This window comes from Pantoea ananatis PA13, assembly GCF_000233595.1.
Taxonomy (GTDB): Bacteria; Pseudomonadota; Gammaproteobacteria; order Enterobacterales; family Enterobacteriaceae; genus Pantoea; species Pantoea ananatis.
Genome location: NC_017554.1, coordinates 2,605,412 through 2,632,057 on the forward strand (window position 1 = coordinate 2,605,412; position 26,646 = coordinate 2,632,057).

Sequence of the window (26,646 nt, forward strand, 5' to 3'; positions counted from 1 at the left end):
TTAATGGTTTATTGTGACCATCATCACTTCCCGGTATTTCACCGCTGCGAAGAAAAAGCCTAGAGAACACCATGAACAAAACTGATGAACTGCGCACCGCGCGCATTGGCAGCCTGATTTCCCCTGCCAGTCTGGCAGCTGAACACCCGCTTTCGACTACCATGGCCGATAACATCACCGCCGCACGCAAGCGCATTGCCCGCATTCTGACCGGAGAAGATCCCCGTCTGCTGGTGGTGATTGGCCCCTGTTCGCTGCATGACCCGGTCGCCGCGCTGGACTACGCTCAGCGTTTGGTCGCCCTGCGTGAGCGTTATCAGGATCGGCTGGAAATCGTGATGCGCACCTATTTCGAAAAACCACGCACGGTTGTGGGCTGGAAAGGCCTGATTTCCGATCCTGATCTGGACGGCAGCTTTGATGTTAATCGCGGCATCAGCATCGCCCGCAAGCTACTGATTGATATCAATGCGTTGGGTTTACCGACCGCCACCGAATTCCTGGATATGGTGATCGGCCAGTTTATTGCCGATCTGATTAGCTGGGGGGCAATTGGCGCCCGGACCACCGAAAGCCAGATCCATCGTGAAATGGCCTCGGCGCTCTCCTGCCCGGTCGGTTTTAAAAACGGAACAGATGGAAACGTCCGCATTGCCGTGGATGCCATTCGTGCCTCCCGTGCCAGCCATATGTTTCTGTCGCCCGACAAACAAGGTCAGATGACGATTTACCAGACCAGCGGGAATCCGCACGGCCATGTGATTCTGCGTGGCGGCAAACAGCCTAATTATCATGCAGGCGACGTTGCCGAAGCCGCTGCCTGTTTAGCTGAGTTTGGTCTGCCGCAGCAGTTGGTGATTGATTTCAGCCACGGCAACTGCCTCAAGCAGCATCGCCGTCAGCGCGATGTTGCACTGGACGTCTCCGGGCAGATTAAAAGCGGCTCTCGCGCCGTTGCCGGGGTAATGATTGAAAGTTTTATTGAGGAAGGCAATCAAAAAGTGGTGAGCGGTGAACCCCTGACTTACGGTCAGTCGATCACCGATCCCTGCCTCAGCTGGCAGGACAGCGAAGAGGTCCTTGCGCTGTTAGCTGAGGCGGTTTCTCACCGTCTGTAAATCAGCTTGAGCAGCTGACCTCCAGTGTCTTGCCCCAGTCCGGTGGCCGTTGACGATATTCAGCGGCCGCCGCGTCACTAAAAGGCTGCTGAAGCGCCTGATGTAAACGCGCCAACGCGCCGCTCTCTCCCTTCTCCGCCTCGTCTATCACCTGTTGAGCAAGGTAGTTACGCAGCACCACGGCTGGATTGGCGGCTTTCATCACCTGCTGCCTTTCGGCATCGCCAACCCGCTCCTGCAGCAGGCGTTGACGGTAGCGCTGATACCAGCGATCAAAAGCAGAACGATCGATAAATTCATCCCGCAGTGGCGAACGGCTCTCCGCCTGCTGCGTATCACTTAACAGACGGAACGTGAGCGTATAGTCGCTGCGTTCCTGACTCATTAAGCTGAGTAATTCGGTAAGAATCTCATTATCCCCGGCATCGGCCGTCAGCAGGCCCAGCTTCGCCCGCATCCGCTCTCCCCAAACGCGCATCAGCGCATTCTCATAGCCGCTTAAGGCCTGTTTGAGCTGTTCGGTAGTCATTAACCCCGATAACGCATGGGCCAGACGGTTGAGGTTCCATAAGCCAATCATGGGCTGATTCTCGAAGCTGTAGCGGCCCTGATAATCGCTGTGATTGCAGATATAATCCGGCTGATAGTCATCCAGAAAACCATAGGGACCATAATCGAGGGTCAGGCCGAGGATCGACATGTTGTCGGTATTCATTACGCCATGAGCGAAGCCCACGCTTTGCCACTGGGCGATCAGTCGCGCAGTGCGCAGCACGATATCGGCAAACCACAGCTGATAACGATCGGCCTCATCCACCAGCTGCGGCCAGTGGTGGCGAATGGCATAGTCTGCCAGCTGTTTGACCTGTTCCGGCTGCTGGCTGTAAAAAAAGTGTTCGAAATGCCCAAAGCGCAGGTGACTCGGTGCAATACGCATCAGCATCGCGCCACGTTCGGCGGTCTCGCGGTAAACGGGCTCGTCGCTAACGGCAAGGGTGAGTGCGCGCGTGGTGGGAATGCCTAAATGATGCAGCGCCTCAGAGGCGAGAAATTCACGCACCGTGGAGCGTACAACGGCACGACCGTCGCCCATGCGCGAATAAGGCGTTAGCCCGGCACCTTTCAGGTGCCAGTCGAGCCTGCGACCGTCTTCCTGCCGCTGTTCGCCCAGCAGAATACCGCGGCCATCCCCCAACTGACCGGCCCAGACGCCAAACTGATGCCCACTGTAGACCTGGGCCAGCGGTGCCATGCCGGGTAATAACGCGGCACCATACCACACGCCATGGCCCTGCCCGGAAAACAATGCGCTGTCCAGTGCCATTGCCTTCGCCAGCGGCGCGTTGTGATACAGCAGTCGGCCGCCCGCAAGTGGCGTAGGGTTTAACGCGGTATAGCTGCCAGGAAGCTCACGAAACCAGCTGTTATCAAAGATCATCAATTCTCCCAACGACACCGGGTATCGTGTGATAAAACCCACAGTGTAGCGTTGATGACCAGGATTGGACAGGCGGCAGGCGTGCGAGTATCAGGGAGTGTGCAGGAATTGCTCAGAGTAGATTAACGTCTCAAAGGCGTCTGATTTAACCACTGGAAACAGCGCGCCCTGAAGGTGGACGTTACTGAGCTGGCTAACTTTATCCAGTAAAATTTCATCATCCACACCACAAATAATCATCCGATCGCAATGGCTGCGGAAATTATCGATGATGCTCTGCATAAATGGTAAAAAAGAAGCACGTTTAGACAGTGAGTGAATAAAGTGTTTATCCAGTCTGATACAGCTAAACAGATTATCGTAAACGGCTGTCGTGGAGGATTTCCCTGCGCCAAAATGGGACAGAGACAATTTAAACTCACGATTTAACGCGGCGATTAATGGGTTATTTTTTCCCAAATTGAGCGAGAGAAACGTTTCGCTGATATCCAGCATTATAAAAGGAAGCTGTTTTATTTTGCGCGTCAGAAACTCACTCTCGAGAATGGTGTTCGCCATGCCCTCATCGACAGGCATAAAAGCCAGCAGGTGATGGGTTTCAAAAAACGTCTGGTGTTTTTCCAGCAGCGAGATTTGGCGCTGCAGCAGGCGCAGGCGCTGTGTCTCATCAAGCTGAGGCAACAGAACATCCTGCGGCAACGTGATCGGCGCACTCTCGTGCACGAACTGCGTAGCCAGCTCAATGGCGGTTAAGTGCCCTTCCTGAGAACAGGCGGCATAAAACCAAATTTCCGACTGGTAGTCGGCAGACAGGTGAATTTTCATTTTACAGCCAGAATATGTGGCGATAGTGCATCGTATATGATTAAAAACATACTGGCAATAGTAGCAAAGGACTGATGAGATGGATATTTTTATCGCTTCATTACCGTTAGGCTAAAAAAATAAACTTTAAGCCAAATAATTCCAGGAACAATTCTGTTAACCGTGAAAAACATTCTTAGGTCCGGTGTTATAAATAAAACGAACCGGTTAAATCCGAATTAAGAATATTTTTCCAGGTCCGTTTTTTTTCTGATTTAATCCGCACAAACCCACTGGTTTTCCAGCGGAGAAATTAGATGCGGCGCGCCTGCCAAAAGACCTTCCGCCAGTAGACATTATCCAGCGAAGAGCGAATTACGCCCTGACTGGTGGACGCATGGATGAAAGCGTTATCCGTGTCATAAATGCCCACATGCAGGCCATTTTCACCACTCCCCGTTTTGAAGAACACCAGATCACCGGGCAAGAGATCGTCTTTGCTGATGCGGGTGCCGATATCGCTTTGTGCGGAAGTGGTGCGGGGAAGTTGCAGATCAAACCTGTCGCGAAACGTCAGGTAGACAAAGCCTGAACAGTCCACCCCGCCGCGGCTCATGCCACCATAACGGTAAGGCGTGCCCCGCCAGCTTCCCAGTTGATCTCTGAGTTGCGCTATCACGGTGATGGAGTCAGAGAGGCGACTGTTAATGGGCGGTGCATGATGGCTACAGCCCACCAGCAATAAAACGAATAACAGCAACCCCATGCGCATCACAGCTCATCCTTAATAAAGAGTAACGGGATTAATGTAGCGGCAAAGCGCGCCAGGTGGCAAGTCTCAGGGCAAAACGGTCAGCAGAGGCCGTCCTTCTAAGATGAGCTGACGAAACGGAATGCCGTACAGGGGCGAAAGCTGTTCTGGCCGAAGGACATCCGCAGGCTCGCCCTGCAACACCACCTGGCCCTGATGTAACAGCCAGACCTGATTGGCATACCATAAGCTATGGTTAAGATCGTGACTGCTGGCGACAACGCAAACTCCTGCGGCACAGAGTTCACTAATCAGATCGTCCACCGCTTTTTGTTGAGCAACATCCAGCGCCGTCATGGGCTCATCCAGGATCAGTAATTGCCCTCTGGCGTTGATCTGCGGATCGATTTGCATCATTACCGCGCCAAGCCGCACCCGCTGCCACTCACCACCGGAGAGCTGGGTCAATGGCCAGGCTAATTTATCATCCAACTGCAACCGCGACAGTATCGTGGCGAGTCGGGCTTCATCTGGCGAGGTGGAAGACGAAAGATGCAGCCGCAGATAGTGGTAAACCGGCATCTGCCCCGGAGGAAGCTGTTGCTGAGGCAGCCAGCTGCGCACGCTGGCCAGCGCCGGGCCTGTCCAACTGGCGAGGGCGGTATTCAGTAGCGTGGCGCGGCCGGTAAAGGGTTCCAATCCCGCCAGGGCTGACAGCAGTGTGCTCTTCCCTGCGCCATTCGGCCCCACCAGATGCACCCGTTGCCCGGCCTGCATCGTGCCGCTTACGGGTTGCAGCCGTCCGGGAACGGCTGCATTTTCCAGCCTAAGCAACACTTACTTTGCCAGCGCCTGTTTGATCGTTTCCAGAATAATGGGATCTTCTGGCGACATGTCCGGTGAGAAACGCTGAATAACGCTGCCATCACGCCCTATCAGGAATTTTTCGAAGTTCCACAGAATATCGCCCGGCGCTTTGGGAGCCCGTCCTTTGCTGACCATGCGCTCATAAAAACCACTCTCTTCCGGACGCACGGCCTCGGGTTTCGCCGCGACCAGCTGTGCATAAAGCGGATGACGATGCTCACCATTGACCTCACACTTTTCGAACATCGGAAACGTCACACCGTAGGTCGTGCTGCAAAACGTTTTGATTTCTTCGCTACTGCCTGGCTCCTGCTCCAGAAACTGGTTGCAGGGGAAACCCAGCACGCTGAAGCCCTGCTCATGCCAGGCTTTATGAATATTTTCCAGCGCTTCATATTGTGGGGTTAAGCCGCATTTAGAGGCCACGTTGACCACCAGCAGCACTTGTCCCTGCCAGGAGGACAGCGCCGTTTTCTCACCATCCAGTGTAACCAGTTCAGTTTGATAAATGCTCATACGGAGTTCCTGTGGTTAATGCATGTATGTCAGCTAAAGCTGACGTGACGATTTGACTAACAAGATGATAAACAGCGGTGCGCCGAGCGTTGCCGTGACCACGCCGATGGGTAACTCAGCGGAGGCCAGCGCCAGGCGGGCAATAATATCCGCGCCGAGCAATACGCTGGCTCCCGCCAGCGCCGAAGCCGGCAGCAGCGCACGGTGGTCATTCAGACCCACCAGCCGCAGCAGGTGCGGAATCACCAGGCCCACAAAGCCAATTGCGCCGGCGAGCGCCACGCTGACGCCAACCAGCCATCCCGTGGCCAACACCAGCAGATTACGCCAGTAAAACAGTGACAACCCAAGCTGGCGGGCTGACGTTTCCCCCAGCGCCAGTAAGTTAAGCACCCTGCTCGCTGTGGTGAGCGCCAGGATAACCGGCAGCAGCGCCAGCATCATCCAGCCATAGCGCCAGTCGATACCGCTGAAGCCGCCCATCATCCAGTACATGAGTTGGCGCAGATCGAGGCTGCTGCTGAAATAGACGGCCCACGTCATGATCGCGCTGCAAATAATCCCCAGCGCAACGCCAGTGAGCAGCAAACGCGTGACGGATAAATGACGCCGGGCAAAATGCAACAGAATCAGGGTAACGACCAGCGCACCGGCCATTGCCGAAAAGCTGAGGCTCCATAGCGAACCGCTGCTCAACAGAACGCCCGCGACCAGGCCAATGCCGGCCCCGTTGGAAACGCCAAGCAGCCCGGGTTCGGCCAGTGGGTTGGTAAACAACGCCTGCATGACAACGCCGCTCAGAGCCAGCGCGCTCCCCACCAGGATAACCGCAAGGCTGCGCGGCAGGCGAAGCTGGCCGACAAAAAGCCTGCCGCTGTCGCTGAACCATTGTGTGGGGCTTATCCAGCGCTCACCCGCGCACAGGCTGAGGATAAATAACACCAGAAGCAGGCTCCCGAGACCCAAAAGCCAGGCTTTACTGCGGCGATCGCTGTGCAGAGCAAGTTGTTCAAGCTGGGACATAAGCAGAATTAGCCAGAATGACAGAGGATTGATTGTAAAAGGATTGCGAAAAAAAGAAATGAAAAAGGCCGCTTGCGCGGCCTTTTTGAAACACTGGGATCAGTCACTGTCTTTTGGTGTGGCGTTTTCAACGCGACTTTTAAGCTTCTGCCCTGGACGGAAGGTCACTACGCGACGCGCAGTAATGGGAATATCTTCTCCCGTTTTTGGGTTTCTGCCCGGACGTTGGTTTTTGTCACGCAGGTCAAAATTACCAAACCCCGACAGTTTAACCTGTTCTCCATTTTCCAACGCGCGGCGAACCTCTTCGAAAAACAACTCCACCAACTCTTTTGCGTCACGTTTGCTCAGCCCGAGTTTCTCAAACAGGTATTCTGACATCTCAGCTTTTGTAAGCGCCATAGGTTCAATCCCTCAAGGTTGCCTGGAATCGCTCTTTTAATGCCGCAACGCATTTGGCAACCGTCGCGGCAATCTCCTCTTCTTCGAGTGTCCGGCTGGTATCCTGCAAAATCAGGCTGATTGCGAGGCTCTTATAGCCCTCGGAAACACCCTTACCTCGGTACACGTCAAACAAGTTTACGCCAACTACCTGATTTACGCCAACTTTCTTACACTCTGCGATGATATCTGCTGCCGGCACATTTTCGGCCACAACAACGGCGATATCACGGCGGTTTGCCGGGAAGCGTGAAACCTCTTGCGCATCAGGCAGGACGCGGTCTGCGACCTTATTCCAAAGCAGTTCAAAGACTAAGGTACGACCGTTGAGATCCAGCTTACGTTCAAGCTCGGGATGAACCACTCCGATAAATCCGATTCGTTCATCCTGTAAATAAATTGCCGCACTTTGTCCAGGATGGAGCGCTGGATTCGCCTCTGCACGAAAGCTAATCGCATTCAACTTGCCGGTTAAATCCAGCAATGACTCTAAATCACCTTTCAAATCATAGAAGTCAACGGTCTGACGCGCCAGATCCCAGTGTTCTTCATAGCGGTTGCCACTCAGCACGCCTGCCAGCATTAGATCCTGACGAATACCGAGATCCGCCTGAGTATCAGGAACAAATCGCAGACCGCTCTCAAACAGACGCACGCGGCTCTGCTGACGGTTCTGGTTATAGACCACCGCGCTGAGTAAGCCAGTCCACAGTGACAAACGCATGGTGGACATGTCGCTGGAGATCGGGCTGGGCAGCAGCAGCGCCTCTTCACCCGGATGCAGCAACTGCTGTACTTTCGGGTCCACGAAGCTGTAGGTGATGGCTTCCTGGTAGCCTTTATCCACTAACAGCATTTTTGCACGCTTCAGCGACAGGTTAGCTTCACGGTGCTTTGTCATGACCAGACCGGCCTGAACTGGCACATCCGGGATATTGTTGTAACCATAAATGCGGGCAATCTCTTCTACCAGATCCTCTTCGATAGCCATATCGAAGCGCCAGGCGGGGGCGACTGCCTGCCATTCCCCAGGGGTTACGCTGACCTGACAACCCAGGCGCGTCAGAATATCCGTGACCTGCTCATCGCTGACAACATGACCAATCAGCCGATCCAGCTTTTCACGACGCAGCGTGATCGTGGCCGGTTGCGGCAAGGCGTCCGCCGACGTCTGATCGATAACCGGGCCCGCTTCACCGCCGCAGATGCTCAGCAGCAGCTGAGTCGCGCGTTCCATCGCCTTGTGTTGCAGTGCAGAATCCACACCGCGCTCGTAGCGATGTGATGCATCGGTGTGCAAACCATGACGGCGTGCGCGGCCCGCAATCGCCAGCGGTTCGAACCAGGCACACTCCAGCAAAATATTTTGCGTTTCGCCGTTTACACCGGAATGTTCACCACCAAAAATGCCGCCCATCGCCAGGGCTTTCTGATGATCGGCAATCACCAGCGTATCGCTGCTGAGCTTCACCTCTGTGCCATCCAGTAGCGTGAGCGCCTCACCATCTTTCGCCATCCGCACGACGATACCGCCGTCAATGCGGTCCAGATCGAACGCGTGCATTGGCTGGCCCAGTTCGAGCAACACGTAGTTGGTGATATCAACGACCGGATCGATAGAGCGAATACCACAGCGACGCAGCTTCTCTTTCATCCACAGCGGCGTTGCTGCGCTGACGTTGATGCCTTTCACGACACGGCCCAGATAGCGTGGGCAGGCAGCGGTGGCTTCGACATTAATCGGTAACGTATCAGCAATCGTCGCCGCAACCGGCTCAATGACCGGCGCGTTAAGCGGCAGGCTGTTCAGCACCGCCACATCGCGGGCAATCCCGATAATGCCCAGGCAGTCTGCGCGGTTAGGCGTGACGCTGATTTCAATGGTGTTGTCGTCCAGCTGCAGGTAGTCACGGATATCCGTGCCAATCGGCGCATCGGCGGGCAGTTCGATAATGCCGCTGTGGTCGTCGGAAATCCCCAGCTCAGAGAACGAGCACAGCATGCCTTCGGACGGTTCGCCGCGCAGCTTAGCCGCTTTAATTTTAAAATCGCCCGGCAGCACGGCACCCACGGTGGCGACTGCGACTTTCAGGCCCTGACGGCAGTTTGGTGCGCCGCAGACGATGTCCAGCAGCCGATCGCCGCCGGTATTGATTTTGGTCACACGCAGTTTGTCGGCATTAGGGTGCTGACCGCATTCCACTACCTCACCGACCACGACGCCGTGAAACGCGCCCGCAACGGGTTCAACGCCGTCCACTTCCAGGCCGGCCATGGTGATTTGCTCAGATAAGGCCGCACTGTCAAGGGCTGGATTTACCCATTCGCGTAACCAGAGTTCACTGAATTTCATTGGATAACCTGCCCTTACTTAAATTGTTTGAGGAAACGTAAATCATTTTCGAAGAATGCGCGTAAATCGGTCACGCCGTAGCGCAGCATGGTCAGGCGCTCCATGCCCATGCCAAAGGCGAAGCCTGAATAGACTTCCGGATCGATACCGACATTGCGCAGAACATTGGGGTGCACCATGCCGCAGCCCAGCACTTCCAGCCACTTGCCGTTTTTACCCATCACATCCACTTCAGCGGACGGCTCGGTAAACGGGAAATAGGAAGGACGGAAGCGGATCTGCAAATCTTCCTCAAAGAAGTTGTTCAGGAAATCGTGCAGCGTGCCTTTCAGGTTGGTGAAGTTGATATTCTTATCGACGATCAGCCCTTCCATCTGGTGGAACATCGGCGTGTGCGTCTGATCGTAATCGTTACGGTACACGCGGCCCGGCGCAATAATGCGCAGAGGCGGCTGCTGGTTCTTCATGGTGCGAATTTGCACGCCTGAGGTTTGCGTGCGCAGCAGGCGCGTGGCATCAAACCAGAAAGTATCATGATCGGCACGCGCCGGGTGATGGCCCGGAATATTGAGCGCATCGAAGTTATGATAATCGTCTTCAATTTCCGGACCGGTCACTACCGCAAAGCCCAGCTCGCCAAAGAACGTTTCAATACGATCGATGGTGCGGGTCACCGGATGCAGGCCGCCGTTTTCGATACGGCGTCCCGGCAGGGAAACGTCGATGGTTTCTGCCGCCAGACGGGCATTAAGGACCGCAGACTCCATCTCCTCTTTACGCGCGTTCAGACGATCCGTTACCTGCTGTTTAGCCTCGTTAATCACCGCACCGGCCGCAGGACGCGCTTCCGCTGGCAATTCACGCAATGTGGTCATCTGTAATGTCAGATGCCCTTTCTTCCCCAGATATTCGACGCGCACCGCGTCAAGGGCGGCGATATCGGTCGCCCCGTCGATGGCCGCCGTGGCGTTCGCCACCAGTTCTGCTAGTTGGGACATGTTTTCCTCTTTTTCCAGTCAGGCTGGTTAGTACTTGTTGGGACCTGCCGGTCCAATATGCCAGCGCCAAAAACAAAAAAAGCCTCCACGTGGGAGGCTTTCAGCGCGATTTTTCGTTTCTTTTCTTATGCGCAAAAGCCCCTGATTGTCAGGCGCTAAAGTAAAAAAAGAAACGGAAAATAGCAGCATTCATGCTTGCGTTACCTTGTCATGATTTCCAACGGCACTATTGAAATGCGCAGCGGCGAAAAAGTCAATCTTTTGCTCAGGTTACAGGTAATAAAAAAGGGAGCAAGCTCCCTTTTTCAACTGACTTACGCCAGCGCTGATTTCGCTTTTTCTACCAGTGCAGTGAATGCCACTTTGTCGAATACGGCGATGTCGGCCAGGATTTTACGGTCAATTTCAATGGCTGCTTTTTTCAGACCATTGATGAAACGGCTGTAAGACATACCGTTCTGACGCGCTGCTGCGTTGATACGCGCGATCCACAGCTGACGGAACTGACGCTTACGTTGACGACGGTCGCGGTAAGCATACTGACCAGCTTTGATAACAGCCTGGAAGGCAACGCGGTAAACACGTGAACGTGCACCGTAGTAACCTTTAGCTTGTTTTAAGATTTTTTTGTGACGTGCGCGAGCAACTACACCACGTTTTACACGAGCCATTTAGCTCTCCTGTTTAATATTCTGAATTAATTAAAAAAATTTACTTATGCGTACGGCAGGCAGGCAATAACCAGACCCAGATCGCCTTTAGACACCATGCCTTTCGGACGCAGGTGACGTTTACGCTTAGTAGATTTCTTAGTCAGAATATGACGCAGGTTTGCGTGTTTACGCTTGAAGCCGCCAGAAGCGGTCTTCTTGAAGCGCTTAGCCGCGCCACGTACAGTTTTAATCTTTGGCATTTTAAAAAATATCCACTTCGCATTGTTGATAACATGACCCAGACAGGCGAACAACAAACCGCACAACGCAAGCGCTGCGCGGTCATTGCTACTTGAATGCCTACTGTTTCTTCTTAGGAGCGAGCACCATGATCATCTGGCGGCCTTCGATCTTCGAAGGGAAGGATTCGACAATGGCCAAATCCAGATCTTCACACAGGTCTTTACGGACGCGGTTAAGCACTTCCATACCGATCTGCTGGTGCGCCATCTCACGACCGCGGAAACGCAGCGTGATTTTGGCTTTATCGCCTTCTTCCAGAAAGCGAATCAGGTTGCGTAGTTTGACCTGATAGTCGCCATCATCGGTTCCAGGACGGAATTTGATTTCCTTAACCTGAATAACTTTTTGTTTCTTCTTCTGTTCCTTAGAAGATTTACTTTTTTCATAGAGGAACTTGCCGTAGTCCATGATGCGGCAAACCGGCGGTTCGGCGTTCGGGCTGATTTCAACTAAATCTACACCCGCTTCCTCAGCTTTTTCCAGAGCTTCGCGTAGACTTACAATACCAAGTTGCTCGCCTTCAACGCCTGTTAAGCGCACTTCTGTTGCGCGAATTTCACTGTTGATGCGATTCGGACGCGTAGGTTGTACTCGTTTTCCGCCTTTAATACTTTATTCCTCCAATTGGTGAAGATTGCGGCTGCGAATCTCTTGCTGCAGCTTCTCAACAAACACATCGACGTCCATCGACCCAAGGTCTTTACCACGGCGGGTGCGAACGGCCACTTTGCCAGCTTCCACCTCTTTATCACCACAGACCAACATATAAGGGACGCGACGTAATGTGTGCTCGCGGATTTTAAAGCCTATCTTCTCGTTTCTCAAGTCCGCTTTCACACGAATGCCAGCATTCTGCAATTTACGTGTCAAAGTCTCAACATATTCTGCCTGACCGTCGGTAATATTCATTACCACAGCCTGCATCGGCGCCAGCCAGCTTGGGAAGAAACCGGCGAACTCCTCGGTCAAAATACCGATGAAGCGCTCCATCGAACCCAGAATCGCACGGTGAATCATTACCGGCGTCTGACGATCGTTGTTTTCACCCACGTAGGTGGCATCCAGACGCTTAGGCAGGGAAAAGTCTAGCTGAACCGTTCCACACTGCCAGGCGCGGTCAAGGCAATCGTATAGTGTAAATTCAATTTTAGGGCCGTAGAACGCGCCCTCACCCGGCTGGTACTCAAACTCAATGTTGTTTTCATTGAGCGCCGCAGCCAGATCTTCTTCTGCACGATCCCAGGTTTCGTCAGAACCAATACGCTTTTCAGGACGGGTGGACAGTTTCACCACAATCTTTTCAAAGCCAAAGGTGCTGTACATGTCATAAACCATGCGGATACAGCTGTTCACTTCGGTACGCAGCTGATCTTCCGTACAAAAAATATGCGCATCATCCTGGGTAAAGCCCCGCACACGCATCAGGCCATGCAAAGCACCTGAAGGTTCATTACGGTGGCAGCTACCGAACTCAGCCATACGCAGCGGCAAATCGCGATACGATTTCAGCCCCTGGTTAAAAATTTGGACGTGCCCTGGGCAGTTCATCGGTTTGATGCAGTACTCACGGTTCTCAGAAGAGGTCGTGAACATCGCATCCTTATAGTTTTCCCAGTGGCCGGTCTTTTCCCACAGCACCCGATCCATCATGAACGGGCCTTTAACTTCCTGATACTGGTACTCTTTTAGCTTACTGCGGACGAACACTTCCAGCTCACGGAAAATTGTCCAGCCGTCATTATGCCAGAAAACCATGCCCGGCGCTTCTTCCTGCATATGATAGAGGTCGAGTTGCTTACCAATTTTACGGTGGTCGCGCTTCGCCGCCTCTTCCAGACGCTGTAAATAAGCCGCCAGCTGTTTCTTATCTGCCCATGCTGTACCGTAAATGCGCTGCAGCATTTTGTTGTCGCTGTCGCCGCGCCAGTATGCGCCGGAGATTTTCTGCAGTTTAAAATGGTGACAGAAACGCATGTTCGGTACGTGCGGACCGCGGCACATATCGACATATTCTTCATGATGATACAGCCCGGGGCGATCGTCATGACTGATGTTCTCATCCAGGATGGTGGTCTTGTAGACTTCACCTCGCGCCGCGAAGACATCGCGCGCTTCCTGCCAACTGACTTTTTTCTTCACAACATCGTAGTTGGTCTCGGCCAACTGATGCATGCGTTTTTCCAGCAGCTCAATGTCTTCCTGGGTCAGGGTACGATCGATATCGACATCATAATAGAAGCCGTTGTCGATCACCGGACCGATCGCCATTTTGGTATCTGGCCACAGCTGCTTAATCGCATGGCCTAACAGATGCGCGCAGGAGTGGCGGATGATCTCCAGACCCGCTTCGTCTTTGGCAGTGATAATGGCAACAGACGCGTCGTCGGTGATGGGATCGACCGCATCAACCAGTTCACCGTTAACTCGTCCGGCGATGCAGGCTTTTGCCAGACCGGGACCAATATCAAGCGCGATATCCATGACGCTGACAGGGCGGTCGTATGAGCGCTGACTGCCATCAGGAAGCGTAATTACAGGCATAGAATGTCCTTAGTTGCAGTGGTAAGCCACACGAAAGCTTACATACAAAATTGAGTAGTGTTATTGACCTGGCGTTATGTCAGACCCACATTGTCGGAATGTCGCCAGGAGTGTAATGCGGGACGGATAATAGCAGTTTTCAGGCGCGAGCAAAACCCATGCGTTTGTCGCTAAGCCTCAGAGAGATCGAAAAAAAGCGGCCAGGCACTGTGCCAGACCGCGCTTTTTCAGACATCCTGACGCCTGTTACATCGCGTAGGTCAGCATGACGGAAGTTCGGGTATCGGTACGGTCTGGTGCAGAAGCCGGTGGGTTGTTGTTCCAGGTCACGTTGTAGGCCAGCTTGAGGGCAAAGTGATCGTTAATAGCAACCTGTAAACCCGTTTCTGAGTTCACCGTGGTGTCTTCTCCCAGCGAGCTCAGCACGGAAACACCCTGAATGAACTTAGTGGTGTCGGTAAGTTGCCACTGATAGCTCACAGCGCCGTAAGCCAGCCCCTGCGTTTTATGATCGCCGTCGCGGTAATCGTCGTAACGCACACCCGGACCGAATTCAGCACGCAGTGAATGCACCGGGCCGTTCAGAATCTGGCGACCATAACCGGCGGTCAGCACATCACGAGAATCATAGCCGTTATAACGATCGCTCAACCAACTTGCCTGACCAAACAGGTAGTCGTAGGCGCTCATGTTGTAACGCGAACGGGCACCCAGGTTGTAGGTTTCCGAAGAACGCTCATCGTTGGCAGAGGTGTTTGCGGCGTTACCCCACAAGCTGTAGGCCATTGATTCTGTGTACCAGGTCATATTGGTTTGCGCGGTCAATGATGAACTGGTGGTGTTACCGGTTTGTGCCAGGTAACCCGCAGAAGCAGAACCTTCAAAAGGCTTTTTCGCCGTTGAAGGGTCATCCATTGCGGTAAAGACAGCATTATCGGCCAGCGCCTGGTGACAAAACGCTCCGGCAGAGAGCAAAAGAACAGCAGACAGCTTGTTAAAGGCTTTCATTAAATGTGATCCGTGCAGCAGTTTTAAAAACGAAGATTCTGAAGGGTTTCCCAATGCGATCAATGCAATTTACGGTAACTTTTGTAAAAAAACATGAATTCGCTCAGAACGGCATACTTTAGCGTAACGCCGCGTATTCACTAGGCGTTAACCTGATTTCGGCGCGCATTATAGAGCCATTTTTGGCAAATGGCATCTTTTCATTTACAAGATTTACACAGGATTTTGCCTGGAATATCAGCGAAATTTGCACACAGATTGATCTGATTTTACGCCTCATCTCCTTCATTATTCGCCTGTTTTTTCACCCTGTACTACGCTGTGTATTATTTGAGCATACCGAGGTGCAGAATGAGCAACGGGAATTTACACCGCTATGTCGTCACGTTTCATTACCGGGAAACCGGTCTCAGTGACGTGCTGACGTTAACCGGGGCGATGACCTCCGGCGGCTTTTCTACCACGCTGATGGATGACAAGGGAAACCCGCATGAGCTTGGCACCAACAGTTTTGGCATTGTGACTACGCTTACGCAGGAGGATTTAAAACAGCAGGTCATTGCCGCGGGCGAAAGCGCGCTGGGACAAACGCCCGACGTGACGCTCACCACGCTTGACGATTTTCTGCGCGACGCAGCACGTTCAACAGAGTAGTCTGTGCGCAGGCGCAGACTTTGCGCAGTGCTAACGCGTTACAATCGAATTCAGGCAGCGAATAAAGAGGATAACCCGATGTGGTCAGCCATTAGTCGTCTGTTAAGCGAGCAATTTGGTGACGCCGATATTACCCAACGCCACGAGCTCCCCGGTGGCGATGTGCATCCCGCCTGGCTGATTCGCTATGGTGAGCAGGATGTCTTTGTAAAATCCAACAGCCGCGATAAGGTTTCGCTGTTCAGTTGGGAAGCCGATCAACTCGCCCTGCTGCGCCGAACGCAGACCGTCCGCGTCCCCGAGGTTTACGGGGTGGGCAGCGATCGCGACTACAGCTTTCTGCTGCTGGAATACATCAAGCCTCAGCCTCTCGACGCTCACAGCGCACTGCAGCTGGGCCAGCAGCTGGCACATCTGCATCAGTGGAGCGAACAACCGCAGTTTGGTCTTGATTTCGATAACAACCTGACCACCACACCTCAGCCAAACAGTTGGCTGCGGCGCTGGTCAGTCTTTTTTGCAGAGCAGCGTATCGGCTGGCAGCTGCAAATTGCCGCCGAGAAAGGCATTCTCTACGGCAATGCCGAGCTGATTGTCGACTGTGTGCAGCGCACCCTGGCCTCCCATCACCCGCAACCTTCCCTGCTGCATGGCGATCTGTGGCCCGCCAACTGCGCAGCCAGCCAGAACGGGCCATGGATTTTTGATCCGGCCTGTTACTGGGGCGACAGAGAATGTGATCTGGCGATGCTGAGCTGGTTTAACGATCTGCCCAGAGAAATCTTCGACGGCTATAATCAGGTCTGGCCGCTGCCGGATGGCTTCTCACAGCGCCAGCCGGTTTATCAGCTTTATTATCTGCTAAACCGGGCCAACGTGTTCGGCGGCAACTGGCTGGGTGCCGCGCAGTTTGCCGTAGGTCAGTTACTGGACGACGACGCGCTGGCGGCCGGCCAGGCTAAACCGGCCTGACCGGTTAGAGAAAACCGAGTAACGAAAGCAGAAAATATCCGGCGATGACAATCACGATGGGCAAAATATAGAGCGGGAAAATCTGCAGAAAAATGGTGTGACGAGGTATGCGCACCTTCTCTTCCACCTGCTGACGCGTGCGCCCTTCGCTGCCTTTCGCCTGTTCGAGGATCATCTGGTCTTCAATGCCTTCGCGGACATGGCGAACCTGCCTCCCCATACGCGCACCTGACGCTTCCAGGGCCAGCCCGATGAAGATCAGAATATAGATCAGCCAGAACCCCAGGTTCATCTGGCCGTTAAACTCCGGCACGGGCGAGTTGTGCCAGAAAACGTTCAGAAACGGCGTGTTAAAACGAATCATATCGACCATGACATGAATAAAATCGAGCATCACGGCATCAATGCCGGGTTTCTTTTCACTGTGTTTAAAGAGAAAACTCAGCAGTGAGATGATCGTGGAGAGCAACGCCAGTAAAAAAACTATCCAGCCGACAACGCGTTTAAGGATGGCAATACGGCCAGCCTGTTGATAGGTCATGATATCTCCTGAACCCAAAATCCTGTTAGCCTTCAGTCTAACCTGCCCTCAGGGAATTTTCCCAAAAAAAAGAGCAGGCTGCGCCCGGCAAGGCTCTCGTTAACCCCCGCCTGCGTTCGTGGTAAGGTAGCGGGATTATTTACAGGGGAGCGCCTTATGTCTTACCACCGCCCGGTTTACGCGGCTTTATTTGATATGGATGGATTACTGATTGATTCGGAACCACTCTGGGATCGGGCCGAAATGGATATCTTTTCCACCCTGGACGTTGATTTAACGCGCCGTCATACGCTGCCCGATACGCTCGGGCTACGCATCGATCAAACCGTGCGCATGTGGTATGAAACGCTGCCCTGGACCGGTCCGTCGCAGCAGGAGATTACCCAGCGCATTATTACCCGCGTGATGGAACTGATTGCGACAGAACGCCCTCTGCTGCCCGGTGTTGAATCGGCCCTGAGGTTATGTAAGCAGCAGGGGCTAAAAACCGGCCTGGTCTCGGCCTCGCCGCTGTTTATGCTGGAAGCCGTGCTGGAGATGTTCAACCTGCGGCCCTGGTTTGACGTGCTGTCTTCGGCGGAGAACCTGCCTTACAGCAAGCCGCACCCTCAGGTGTACCTTAATGCGGCGGAGGCGCTGGGCATCGATCCGTTAAACTGCGTCGCGCTGGAAGACTCCGTTAACGGAATGGTGGCGAGCAAAGCGGCACGGATGCGCGCCATCGTCGTGCCGGCTGCCGTCCATCAGGAAGATGCTCGTTGGGCACTGGCCGATGTTAAACTCGGCAATCTGACACAGCTGATGCCCGCCCACTTACTGGGGTAATCGTGCCTGTGTTGTAACCTGTTGCACAGGCTTAAAAAATTAACGCTTCGTTACAGCGTCACAGGTTCTCATTTACTGGATAAATCCCTATACTGGATGCATCGACAGTTTTTGCAGCCAGGTTTTATCATGACGGCCGAGGGCCATATCTTTTTTGCGGTTGCCAGCGCTATTTTTGCCAAACGGGCCGAACTCACGCCGGTGATGGCGCACGCAGACTGGTGGCATTTGATCCCGGCCACGTTACTGACCTGCCTGCTTCCCGATATCGATCATCCCAAATCTCTGTTAGGACAGCGGCTTCGCTGGCTGTCCCACCCTATTGCGCGGGCCTTTGGTCACCGGGGATTTACCCACAGCCTGCTTGCGGTGGCGGCCAGCCTGTGGCTGTTTCAGATTAACGTACCGAAAAGCTGGCCCCTCCCGGCCGATGTATTGCAGGGCATGACGCTCGGTTATCTGAGCCATATTGTGGCGGATATGCTTACTCCCGCTGGCGTTCCACTACTCTGGCCCTGCCGCTGGCGTTTTCGCCTGCCGGTACTGAACAGCCAGAAAGGCAATCAACTGGAGCGAGCGCTCTGTTTATGCCTGATCGGTTACGCTCTGTGGTTCCCGGTAGGGATGCCTTCATTTGGCGAAAATGGCTGGCCCGCCCAGGTATTCGACACCTTACAAAATGGCGTTAGCCGTCTCATTTCTGCGCAATCTGAGCGTTAATTGCCCGGGAAAAGGGTAAGGTTATAAGCTATTCCATTTGGATATAAGATTGCGCGATTTCTAACTGTTACCATTTCTGGATACGTATCTTTACGATCAAACCTCTGCTGCTCTCCTGACCAGGGAATGCTGCATTACATCGGAGTTGCTATGGATATTCCTCTTACGCTTAACGTCGTGGCATTTGTGCTGCTACTGCTTTTGCTGTCGCGCCTTGGCCGGGCAAACTGGAGCCTGTCGAAAAAGGTTCTGACTGGCCTGGTGCTGGGTGTAGTGTTTGGCCTCGCGCTTCAGCTGATTTATGGCGGCAACAGCGATATCGTTAAAGCCTCTATCGGCTGGTTTAACATCGTTGGTAACGGTTATGTTCAGCTGTTACAGATGATTGTGATGCCGCTGGTGTTCGTGTCGATTCTCAGCGCCGTGGCCCGCCTGCACAATGCCTCCTCACTGGGAAAAATCAGTTTTCTGACCATCGGCGTACTGCTGTTTACAACGGCAATTTCTGCCCTGATCGGCGTTTTTGTCACCGGCCTGTTTCACCTTAACGCGACCGGTCTGGTACAGGGCGCCCAGGAAACGGCTCGCCTGAGCGCGATTCAGAGCAACTACGTTGGTAAAGTCGCTGATTTGACAGTGCCTCAGTTAATCCTGTCATTCATTCCTAAAAACCCGTTTGCCGACTTAACCGGTGCCAGCCCGACGTCCATCATCAGCGTGGTCATCTTCGCCGCGTTCCTGGGTGTGGCTGCCCTGCAGTTGCACAAGGATGATGAGGTAAAAGGCCAGCGGGTACTGACCGCCATTGATACGCTGCAGTCGTGGGTGATGAAGCTGGTTCGCCTGATTATGAAGCTGACACCTTATGGTGTGCTGGCGCTGATGACCAAAGTCGTTGCCGGCTCCAACGTGCAGGACATCATCAAGCTGGGCAGCTTTGTTGTGGCATCCTATTTGGGCCTGACCCTTATGTTTGTGGTTCATGCGCTGCTCCTGTCGGTCAACGGCATCAATCCTATGCGCTTCTTCCGCAAAGTGTGGCCGGTATTGACCTTTGCCTTTACCAGCCGCTCCAGCGCCGCCAGCATTCCACTGAACGTGGAGGCGCAAACCCGCCGCCTTGGCGTACCTGAATCGATTGCCAGCTTCTCGGCCTCATTTGGTGCCACCATTGGACAGAACGGCTGTGCCGGTCTTTATCCGACGATGCTGGCAGTGATGGTCGCCCCAACGGTCGGCATCAATCCTTTTGATCCGCTGTGGATTGCCACGCTGGTCGGCATTGTGACATTGAGTTCAGCAGGCGTAGCCGGTGTCGGCGGCGGAGCGACCTTTGCCGCGCTGATCGTCCTGCCTGCGATGGGGCTGCCGGTCACGCTGGTCGCGCTGCTGATTTCCATTGAGCCTCTGATTGACATGGGACGAACCGCGTTAAACGTCAATGGCTCAATGACCGCAGGATCGCTTACCAGTCGCTGGCTGGGCCTGACCGATAAACGCGTTTTAGAGCGCAGCGAACACAGTGAATTAGAGCACAGCTAATCACGCCAGACCTGGCGTCCGCCGCCAGGTCTTTCTCTCTGTTTTTGTCTTATCTTCTCCTTATTTCTTCATCATCATCCTGTTCCCGTTAAGAAAACGTTAAGCGTGGTAAACGGGCAATAATGCACAGCATTTCCCCTTGTCTTTACGCAGCAAAAAGAGAATTCTGCAGGTAATAACTGCAGGAGAATGCTCATGAAAACGGTTATCGCCTCATTACTGGCGCTAGCAATTGTCGCGCCCACTCACGCGTTTGCTCGTCCCGGCGACTGGGGCCCGGGTCCACACTGGCGACCCGGCCCAGGCTGGCATGGTCCGGCACCGCGCTGGCACGGCCCCGATCACTTCCATGTTCTGCCGCTGGCCGCAACGGCGGTATTGATTGGCGGATTAACGTATTACCTGCTTAACGGCAGTTATTATCAGCGTCACGGAGAAGAGTACGTGGTGGTTGAGCCGCCTGTGCAAACCTACGAAACGGGCATGAGAGTGCTGGATTTTAACGGCAGGCGCTTTTATGTGCAGGACGGGCACTACTATCAGCGGGAAATTAACGGCAGCTACATTGAAGTGCCCCGACCGGCAGGATTGTAGCTATAAAAAAAACGGCTCACCCAATGGCGAGCCGTTTCTTATTTAAAGCGGCTAATTACTGCTTAACCTGCGGGTCTGTGTCGTATTCAGCACAGCTCTGGAAGCCGTAGTTCATCACGCGGCCTACATCGTTGTAACTGACGAAATAGGTTTGGGCTTTACCGTCACGCTCGCCGATAACGTAGGTCTGGCAGGTACCACGTGCATGCACCATGGTGATTTCAGTGGAAGCTGGGCCAGCAATCTGGCGTACCTGCTCGCGGGTCATGCCTTTTTTGACGTCCTTAACCACCGGCTTAGTCACGTAGCTTTCGGCACGATCGTAAGTCGTACAACCAGAGAGCGCAGCCAGCGTCAGCGCCGCAGCGATACATCCCATCACTTTATTCATCTTGTTGTTCCTCGTTTTTTGTCCATGTGCTGAAAAGCCTGGAACATAAAACGGTTTTTTTCAAGTTAATGACAGACTTAAACTCAACTCGCTCAGGATGCTTTGATAACATGCCCCGAGATGACCTTTGCGCAGCCGCCAATAAGTGAGACAGCACGCTTGCCGGGCCTGCCCTGGTAACAACCCTTAAAAGTGACAATGTCACATTTTACCTACAGAGGATACATGAAGCTTTCATCACCAAACCGCCTGGTTTATGCCATTACACTGGGATTGCTTGCCGCGCTGGGGCCGTTGTGCATTGACCTGTACCTGCCCGCGCTGCCCCAGTTGGCAACGGATCTTCAGACATCGACCTCAACGGCACAGCTCAGCCTGACGGCCGGGCTGCTCGGTCTGGGAGCCGGGCAGCTGTTTTTCGGGCCGATGAGCGATAAATTTGGCCGCCTGCGCCCACTGACGTTGTCCCTGGTGCTGCTGTTTATTGCCTCGGTGGGCTGCGCGCTGGCGCAGGACATTAACCAGTTGCTACTGGCTCGCCTGTTTCAGGGACTGGCAGGCGCAGGCGGTGCGGTGCTCTCACGGGCAGTTGCTCGTGACATGTACAGTGGTCATGAACTTACCCGCTTTTTTGCCCTGTTAATGCTGGTAAACGGCCTGGCACCTGTCGCTGCGCCTGTACTGGGCGGCGCACTCATGACCTTTCTGAACTGGCGCGGTATCTTTGTGGTGCTGGGCTGTATCGCGGTTTTACTTATCCTGCTGGCGCGCGGAAAGCTGCATGAAAGTCTGCCCGCCGGGCGACGCAGTCAGGGATCGGTCTTTTCTGCCTATGCGGCGCTGGGCCAGGTTATTACCCATCGCCCTTTTATGGGATTTTGTCTGACGCAGGGGCTGATGATGTCTGGCATGTTTGCCTATATTGGCTCCTCGCCGTTTGTTCTGCAGGAACGTTATGGCCTGTCACCGCAGGCGTTCAGCCTTTGCTTTGCCGCAAACGGTTTCGGGCTAATCATCGCCTCTCAGACCAGCGCCCGGCTCTGTCCGCTGTGGGGGGAGTTTCGGGTGCTAAAAGGCGGGCTGACGTTGGCAGGCGTGGCATCCAGCCTGTTGCTGATCGCGGGAATAAGTCATGCTCCCCTGCCGCTGTTACTGCTGGCCCTGTTCTTTACCGTTGCCAGTAACGGCGTGATTTCCACGACGGCGGCCTCACTGGCGATGCAAAGCCAGGGGCAGCGCGCCGGTAGCGCTTCAGCCGTGATTGGCGTGACGATGTTTACCCTGGGGGCCATTGCCGTACCGGTGACGGGCATCGGAGGAACATCAGTAATCAGTATGACGCTGACCGTTTTTGGCTGCTACATGCTGGCTATACTGACGTTTATGGCTTTGGCGAAAAAACCGGCATCCGGTGCAAAAACCCTGTGATTCCGCCTGCCCTGATAAAAACAGCTGTCGCTTTGGCTTGTTGTTTACAGGGATGCGCGTTAGCTTTAAAACAGGCGTTGTATTGTGCCAACGAGCGACAGACTTGAGGAGATGTTGATGTCACTGCAGCAGGAAATCATTACCGCACTCGGCGTTAAGCCGACTATCGATCCACAACAGGAAATCCGCACTAGCGTTGATTTCCTAAAAGCGTACTTAACCCGTCACAGCGGTGTTAAGACGTTGGTACTCGGTATCAGCGGCGGACAGGATTCAACCCTGACCGGCAAACTGGCCCAAATGGCAATAACGGAACTTCGGCAAGAAACGGGCGATAAAGACTATACCTTTATCGCGGTGCGCCTGCCTTATGGCGTGCAGGCCGATGAGCAGGACTGTCAGGATGCACTGGCCTTTATCCAGCCGGATCGCTCGCTGGTGGTCAACATTAAAGAAGCGGTGCTGGCCAGCGAGCGGGCGCTGAAAGACGCGGGCATCGTCCTGTCCGATTTTATCCGCGGTAATGAAAAAGCCCGCGAACGTATGAAAGCGCAGTACAGCATTGCCGGCATGACCAAAGGTGTGGTGGTCGGTACCGACCACGGCGCAGAAGCCGTTACCGGTTTCTTCACCAAATATGGCGACGGCGGGAGTGACATCAACCCAATCTTCCGCCTGAATAAACGTCAGGGAAAACAGTTGCTGAAAACCCTGGGCTGTCCCGAGCATCTCTATCTGAAAAAACCCACCGCCGACCTTGAAGACGATCGTCCTGGCCTGCAGGATGAAGTCGCGCTGGGTGTGACATACGACATGATCGATGACTATCTGGAAGGCAAAACCATTGCGCCGGAAAGCGCGAAGATCATTGAAGGCTGGTACCTGAAAACCGAGCACAAGCGTCGTCCGCCTGTGACCGTTTTCGACGATTTCTGGAAATAATCCCCCCTCGTCTTTATCCGTTGTCATCGCGCCCGGTCAGCTCAGTAGCCGGGCGCTGCCATGTAATAGGTTCCCGATTAAAAACGCTGCCAGTCAGCGTCACTCGCCGCTGCCATCGCGTTGCGGGCAGGAAGTGGCACGCGGTCTGCACGTCCGACCCTGCTGCTTTGGATCGGTGCCTGGCGCTGCGTTTTGGCGAGCGTGAAGGTAGCAACCAGCTGGTTGAGGGTTGAGGCCTGATCCATTAATGAACGGGATGCAGAAGACGCTTCTTCAACCAGAGAGGCATTTTGCTGCGTCACATCATCCATCTGGTTTACGGCCAGGTGCACCTGATTAATCCCTTGAGACTGCTCGTTTGCAGCAACCGAAATCTCATCGACTAAATCGGTCACCTGACGGACCGCGTCTGTCATGCGCGTAATATTGTTACCCACGCCTTCTGCCTGATTCGAGCCGGCTTCCACATGGAGCATAGAAGCTTCAATAAGCGCTTTGATCTCCCTGGCAGAAGAAGACGATCGCTGAGCCAGATTGCGCACCTCCCCTGCCACCACGGCAAAACCACGCCCCTGTTCGCCTGCCCGTGCCGCTTCAACCGCCGCGTTAAGCGCCAGGATATTGGTCTGGAATGCAATACCTTCAATCAACGCGATAATATCGGTAATTTTTGTCGAGCTCGTCCGGATATCGCCCATGGTCATCAGCATCGCCTTCACGCGTGACGCACTGTCTTCAGAGATATCACGCGCGTTTTGGGCAAGCTGGCTGGCAAGTCGTGTATTTTCTGCCGTCTGACGCACTGTTTCACTCAACTCAGACATGCTGGCAGCCGTCTGTTCCAGGGAGGCAGCCTGCTCTTCCGTACGGGAGGAGAGATCTTCGTTGCCCGCAGAAATTTGTGCGGAAGCCGTGCTGACCGACTGCGCCGCGCTTTCTACTGCGCTGAGGGACAGGGCAACGTTTTCCACCAAATGGTTAAATGCCTTTGCCGTCAGGCCGATTTCATCTCTGCGAGCGTCATCTGCACGTAATGTCAGATCCAGATTTTCGCTCGCGGCTTCCATTGTGTGGCGCATCGCGTTGAGCTGACGACGAATAGCAAAAATGGTTTTAAGCGTAAAAAAGCCCAAAAGCAGTATGGCTGAAGCTGAGCCGGCAATCAGAATGAGTAAAGTATGACGATAGGTGCTGTCATTTTCTTTACGGAGTTGATTACCAATATCCACATTGAGTTGCAGCTGTTTCTGATAATCGTTAATCAGCTGTCGGGTTATCGCACCGATACCGCTATTACCCTGCAGCATCGACAAAGAAACCGCATCGTTCTGTGCGCGTGAGGCGGTGAGAAAAGCAGGCAGATCAGCCTCAATTCTTTTAATGGTGACAAATGCCTTTTCGGTCATCTGTCGATCTTCCTCACTGGAAATATCGTTCTTAAGGTAATTCTGGTTGAGCAGCGAAATATGGTTTAAGACACCGTTGATTTCTTTCTCAATCTGCATCTGCTTAGCGGGATCGGTCATGCTCTGATGATGGTAGAGCGCGATGATAATGGCGTTGCTGCCGTCAACCATTTTGGCAATATCAGTAATAGAAGGAAGGGTATTTTCCTGCACATACTGGAAACGGTATTGAAAACCGTCCGCCACAGAAACCGCCACGATAACCATGGTTATCAGCGCCATGCAGAGAAGAGAAAAGGTCAGTAAAAGCCGCTGTGTTATAGTCATATTTTTCACCTGGTTGTAATTAAAACAGTTAATTCGTCTAAAAATTTCAGACGCAGACCTTAACTATCGACATAAAAAGGTGATAACAGCGCCCAAAACAGGCATTGTTTATTAAGCATTTAACGTGGATGAATTATTTTAAAAACAATAAGTTATTATTATGATGACGCATAAAAAAACACATCGTTACTCACTGTAATAAATCCTTAACCAATTCTTAACGCTCCACCCTGTTCTGGCGCTCGCGGACGGAAATCTATGAAACCTAATCCTGTGGTCATCCCCCTTTGCCTGCGCGGGGTTGATGCGCTTGCGAGGCTCGTCAATAGAGGGAAAGCCACAAGGGTTGGATTGCGATCGGCAAAAGGCGTTATGCAACCTGTTAATCAGGCCATTCATGAAGGGCGTTGAGGGAAAAACGTTGCTCCGCACAGGGCCTGTTACTGGTTCCCCTGGCGGAATACCTGATGGACAGGCTACATGCTTACCGTTAGCATACTTCGCGCTCGCTGCCCGCTGGCGGCTCCTTTAAACGTTGAGTTTTATGCCTGCTAACTTATCACGCGCAACCTTAATCGGTTTGAGTGCGATTCTGCTCTGGAGCACCACCCTTGGCCTGTTGCGCAGCGTCAGTGAGGCGTTTGGCCCGACCGGCGGCGCCGCGCTGATTTATTCCACGACAGCGATTTTACTGTGCCTCACGCGCGGCATCCCCCATCCGCGTTCCCTGCCAGGGCGCTATCTGCTTGTGGGCGGCACCCTGTTTGTCGGCTATGAAATTTGCCTGGCGCTGGCGATTGGTCTCGCCAGCAACCGTCAACAGTCGCTGGAACTAGGGATGATCAACTATCTCTGGCCATGTCTGACCATCCTGCTGGCCATTCCGCTTAATCAACAGCGTTTTCGCCTGTGGCTGTGGCCCGGACTGCTGCTTTCCCTGTGCGGAATCATCTGGGTGATGAAGGGCGCCAACGAAGATGTACTGGGCCAGATGACGCAGAATATGACCCGCAATCCCACAGCCTACCTGCTGGCGTTTATTGCGGCATTAACGTGGGCACTCTACAATAACATCACGCGCCGCTTTGCACGTGGCAGCAACGGCGTCACCCTGTTTTTTGTGGTGACGGCTCTGGCGCTGTGGCTCAAATTCGCGTTGTTCACCCCTCAGGAAACCATGCAGTTTAGCCTGACGGCTGCTGCAGAAGTGCTGTTTATGGGCGCATCGACGGCGCTTGCCTATTCAGCCTGGAACTATGGTATCCAGCATGGCAACCTGACGCTGCTGGCGACCGCATCCTACTTCACGCCGGTGCTCTCGGCGCTGCTGGCCTCGCTGTGGCTGGACCTGGTGCCGGCGGTGAGTTTCTGGCAGGGCGTCGCCCTGATTACCGCCGGGTCGCTACTTTGCTGGCTGGCGACCCGACGTTTATAAATCTCAGACTGGCGAACGTTTAACCTGCCTGTTACACTGTATGGACAACCAGTAC

The 26,646-nt window shown here is 53.7% G+C and carries 28 protein-coding genes and 1 other annotated feature; of the genes, 10 read left to right on the forward strand and 18 right to left on the reverse strand.

The annotated features are described in order from the left end of the window. Nucleotides 1–71 precede the first annotated feature (71 nt). Complete coding sequence (locus tag PAGR_RS12265; protein WP_013025587.1) at nt 72–1,118, forward strand: 3-deoxy-7-phosphoheptulonate synthase; 1,047 nt, start codon at nt 72–74, stop codon at nt 1,116–1,118. A 1-nt stretch (nt 1,119) separates the two neighbouring features. Here PAGR_RS12265 and PAGR_RS12270 read toward each other — a convergent pair whose 3' ends face one another. From PAGR_RS12270 to PAGR_RS12335, 15 genes are all read right to left on the reverse strand, one after another. Beyond that, nucleotides 1,120–2,556: a protein adenylyltransferase SelO gene (locus PAGR_RS12270; RefSeq protein WP_014605962.1), complete on the reverse strand. Its 1,437-nt coding sequence runs from the start codon at nt 2,554–2,556 to the stop codon at nt 1,120–1,122. Nucleotides 2,557–2,646: 90 nt separating this feature from the next. Next, nucleotides 2,647–3,381 (reverse strand): EAL domain-containing protein, encoded by a 735-nt coding sequence (locus PAGR_RS12275; RefSeq protein WP_014605963.1) that lies wholly within the window; start codon nt 3,379–3,381, stop codon nt 2,647–2,649. Between the two features lie 292 nt (nt 3,382–3,673). Further along, nucleotides 3,674–4,132 (reverse strand): NlpC/P60 family protein, encoded by a 459-nt coding sequence (locus PAGR_RS12280; RefSeq protein WP_014605964.1) that lies wholly within the window; start codon nt 4,130–4,132, stop codon nt 3,674–3,676. Between the two features lie 66 nt (nt 4,133–4,198). Continuing rightward, nucleotides 4,199–4,948 (reverse strand): vitamin B12 ABC transporter ATP-binding protein BtuD, encoded by a 750-nt coding sequence (gene btuD / locus PAGR_RS12285; protein WP_014605965.1) that lies wholly within the window; start codon nt 4,946–4,948, stop codon nt 4,199–4,201. After that, the gene (locus PAGR_RS12290; protein WP_013025582.1) at nt 4,949–5,494 is read right to left on the reverse strand and encodes a glutathione peroxidase; all 546 of its coding nucleotides are present in this window, start codon (nt 5,492–5,494) and stop codon (nt 4,949–4,951) included. A gap of 33 nt (nt 5,495–5,527) precedes the next feature. Next, the gene (gene btuC, locus PAGR_RS12295; RefSeq protein WP_013025581.1) at nt 5,528–6,517 is read right to left on the reverse strand and encodes a vitamin B12 ABC transporter permease BtuC; all 990 of its coding nucleotides are present in this window, start codon (nt 6,515–6,517) and stop codon (nt 5,528–5,530) included. A 99-nt stretch (nt 6,518–6,616) separates the two neighbouring features. Next, nucleotides 6,617–6,919 (reverse strand): integration host factor subunit alpha, encoded by a 303-nt coding sequence (gene ihfA / locus PAGR_RS12300; protein ID WP_006118960.1) that lies wholly within the window; start codon nt 6,917–6,919, stop codon nt 6,617–6,619. Between the two features lie 4 nt (nt 6,920–6,923). Continuing rightward, entirely contained in the window at nt 6,924–9,311 is a 2,388-nt protein-coding gene (gene pheT / locus PAGR_RS12305; protein WP_014593594.1) for a phenylalanine--tRNA ligase subunit beta, read from the reverse strand. 14 nt (nt 9,312–9,325) lie between these two features. After that, nucleotides 9,326–10,309: a phenylalanine--tRNA ligase subunit alpha gene (gene pheS, locus PAGR_RS12310; RefSeq protein WP_013025578.1), complete on the reverse strand. Its 984-nt coding sequence runs from the start codon at nt 10,307–10,309 to the stop codon at nt 9,326–9,328. A 72-nt stretch (nt 10,310–10,381) separates the two neighbouring features. Then, nucleotides 10,382–10,507: a sequence feature (Phe leader region), on the reverse strand. Continuing rightward, a complete protein-coding gene (gene pheM / locus PAGR_RS23900) occupies nt 10,458–10,502 on the reverse strand; it encodes a pheST operon leader peptide PheM (protein WP_106120997.1) in 45 nt (14 codons plus the stop codon). (Overlaps the previous feature by 45 nt.) A gap of 116 nt (nt 10,508–10,623) precedes the next feature. Further along, a complete protein-coding gene (gene rplT / locus PAGR_RS12315) occupies nt 10,624–10,980 on the reverse strand; it encodes a 50S ribosomal protein L20 (protein WP_006118956.1) in 357 nt (118 codons plus the stop codon). Nucleotides 10,981–11,024: 44 nt separating this feature from the next. Then, the gene (gene rpmI, locus PAGR_RS12320; RefSeq protein ID WP_004157374.1) at nt 11,025–11,222 is read right to left on the reverse strand and encodes a 50S ribosomal protein L35; all 198 of its coding nucleotides are present in this window, start codon (nt 11,220–11,222) and stop codon (nt 11,025–11,027) included. A 100-nt stretch (nt 11,223–11,322) separates the two neighbouring features. After that, complete coding sequence (gene infC, locus PAGR_RS12325) at nt 11,323–11,874, reverse strand: translation initiation factor IF-3 (RefSeq protein WP_026020952.1); 552 nt, start codon at nt 11,872–11,874, stop codon at nt 11,323–11,325. Between the two features lie 3 nt (nt 11,875–11,877). Next, nucleotides 11,878–13,806, reverse strand: a complete 1,929-nt coding sequence (gene thrS / locus PAGR_RS12330) for a threonine--tRNA ligase (RefSeq protein ID WP_014593593.1) — start codon at nt 13,804–13,806, stop codon at nt 11,878–11,880. Between the two features lie 246 nt (nt 13,807–14,052). Further along, nucleotides 14,053–14,814, reverse strand: a complete 762-nt coding sequence (locus PAGR_RS12335; RefSeq protein ID WP_014605966.1) for a DUF481 domain-containing protein — start codon at nt 14,812–14,814, stop codon at nt 14,053–14,055. Nucleotides 14,815–15,165: 351 nt separating this feature from the next. Here PAGR_RS12335 and ghoS point away from each other — a divergent pair, with 351 nt between their 5' ends. After that, on the forward strand, nt 15,166–15,468 hold the full coding sequence (gene ghoS / locus PAGR_RS12340; protein WP_014605967.1) for a type V toxin-antitoxin system endoribonuclease antitoxin GhoS: 303 nt from the start codon (nt 15,166–15,168) through the stop codon (nt 15,466–15,468). Between the two features lie 78 nt (nt 15,469–15,546). After that, nucleotides 15,547–16,440: a fructosamine kinase family protein gene (locus PAGR_RS12345; RefSeq protein WP_014605968.1), complete on the forward strand. Its 894-nt coding sequence runs from the start codon at nt 15,547–15,549 to the stop codon at nt 16,438–16,440. A 4-nt stretch (nt 16,441–16,444) separates the two neighbouring features. Here the strand turns inward: PAGR_RS12345 and PAGR_RS12350 are convergent, their stop codons facing one another. Continuing rightward, nucleotides 16,445–16,981, reverse strand: a complete 537-nt coding sequence (locus PAGR_RS12350; RefSeq protein ID WP_014593590.1) for a YniB family protein — start codon at nt 16,979–16,981, stop codon at nt 16,445–16,447. A 156-nt stretch (nt 16,982–17,137) separates the two neighbouring features. On the opposite strand from PAGR_RS12350, the gene hxpB reads away from it, so the two are divergent. From hxpB to PAGR_RS12370, 4 genes are all read left to right on the forward strand, one after another. After that, the gene (gene hxpB / locus PAGR_RS12355) at nt 17,138–17,806 is read left to right on the forward strand and encodes a hexitol phosphatase HxpB (RefSeq protein ID WP_013025571.1); all 669 of its coding nucleotides are present in this window, start codon (nt 17,138–17,140) and stop codon (nt 17,804–17,806) included. Between the two features lie 129 nt (nt 17,807–17,935). Then, nucleotides 17,936–18,526 (forward strand): metal-dependent hydrolase, encoded by a 591-nt coding sequence (locus PAGR_RS12360; protein ID WP_015700429.1) that lies wholly within the window; start codon nt 17,936–17,938, stop codon nt 18,524–18,526. Nucleotides 18,527–18,676: 150 nt separating this feature from the next. Beyond that, nucleotides 18,677–20,068 (forward strand): L-cystine transporter, encoded by a 1,392-nt coding sequence (locus PAGR_RS12365; protein WP_014605969.1) that lies wholly within the window; start codon nt 18,677–18,679, stop codon nt 20,066–20,068. A 195-nt stretch (nt 20,069–20,263) separates the two neighbouring features. Then, nucleotides 20,264–20,662 carry a DUF6515 family protein gene (locus PAGR_RS12370; RefSeq protein WP_014605970.1) on the forward strand — a complete coding sequence of 133 codons (399 nt, stop codon included), beginning with the start codon at nt 20,264–20,266 and terminating at the stop codon, nt 20,660–20,662. A 55-nt stretch (nt 20,663–20,717) separates the two neighbouring features. On the opposite strand, the gene osmE is transcribed toward PAGR_RS12370, so the two are convergent. Further along, entirely contained in the window at nt 20,718–21,053 is a 336-nt protein-coding gene (gene osmE / locus PAGR_RS12375; protein ID WP_013025567.1) for an osmotically-inducible lipoprotein OsmE, read from the reverse strand. 225 nt (nt 21,054–21,278) lie between these two features. Here osmE and PAGR_RS12380 point away from each other — a divergent pair, with 225 nt between their 5' ends. Together PAGR_RS12380 and nadE are read left to right on the forward strand one after the other, a co-directional pair. Then, nucleotides 21,279–22,481 (forward strand): multidrug effflux MFS transporter, encoded by a 1,203-nt coding sequence (locus PAGR_RS12380; RefSeq protein WP_014605971.1) that lies wholly within the window; start codon nt 21,279–21,281, stop codon nt 22,479–22,481. 117 nt (nt 22,482–22,598) lie between these two features. Continuing rightward, nucleotides 22,599–23,423, forward strand: coding sequence for an NAD(+) synthase (nadE, locus tag PAGR_RS12385; protein WP_014605972.1), 825 nt, complete (start codon nt 22,599–22,601; stop codon nt 23,421–23,423). A gap of 77 nt (nt 23,424–23,500) precedes the next feature. Here the strand turns inward: nadE and PAGR_RS12390 are convergent, their stop codons facing one another. Further along, nucleotides 23,501–25,156: a methyl-accepting chemotaxis protein gene (locus PAGR_RS12390; RefSeq protein ID WP_014605973.1), complete on the reverse strand. Its 1,656-nt coding sequence runs from the start codon at nt 25,154–25,156 to the stop codon at nt 23,501–23,503. A gap of 544 nt (nt 25,157–25,700) precedes the next feature. Here PAGR_RS12390 and yddG point away from each other — a divergent pair. After that, complete coding sequence (gene yddG / locus PAGR_RS12395; RefSeq protein WP_014605974.1) at nt 25,701–26,591, forward strand: aromatic amino acid DMT transporter YddG; 891 nt, start codon at nt 25,701–25,703, stop codon at nt 26,589–26,591. The last annotated feature ends 55 nt before the right edge of the window (nt 26,592–26,646 follow it).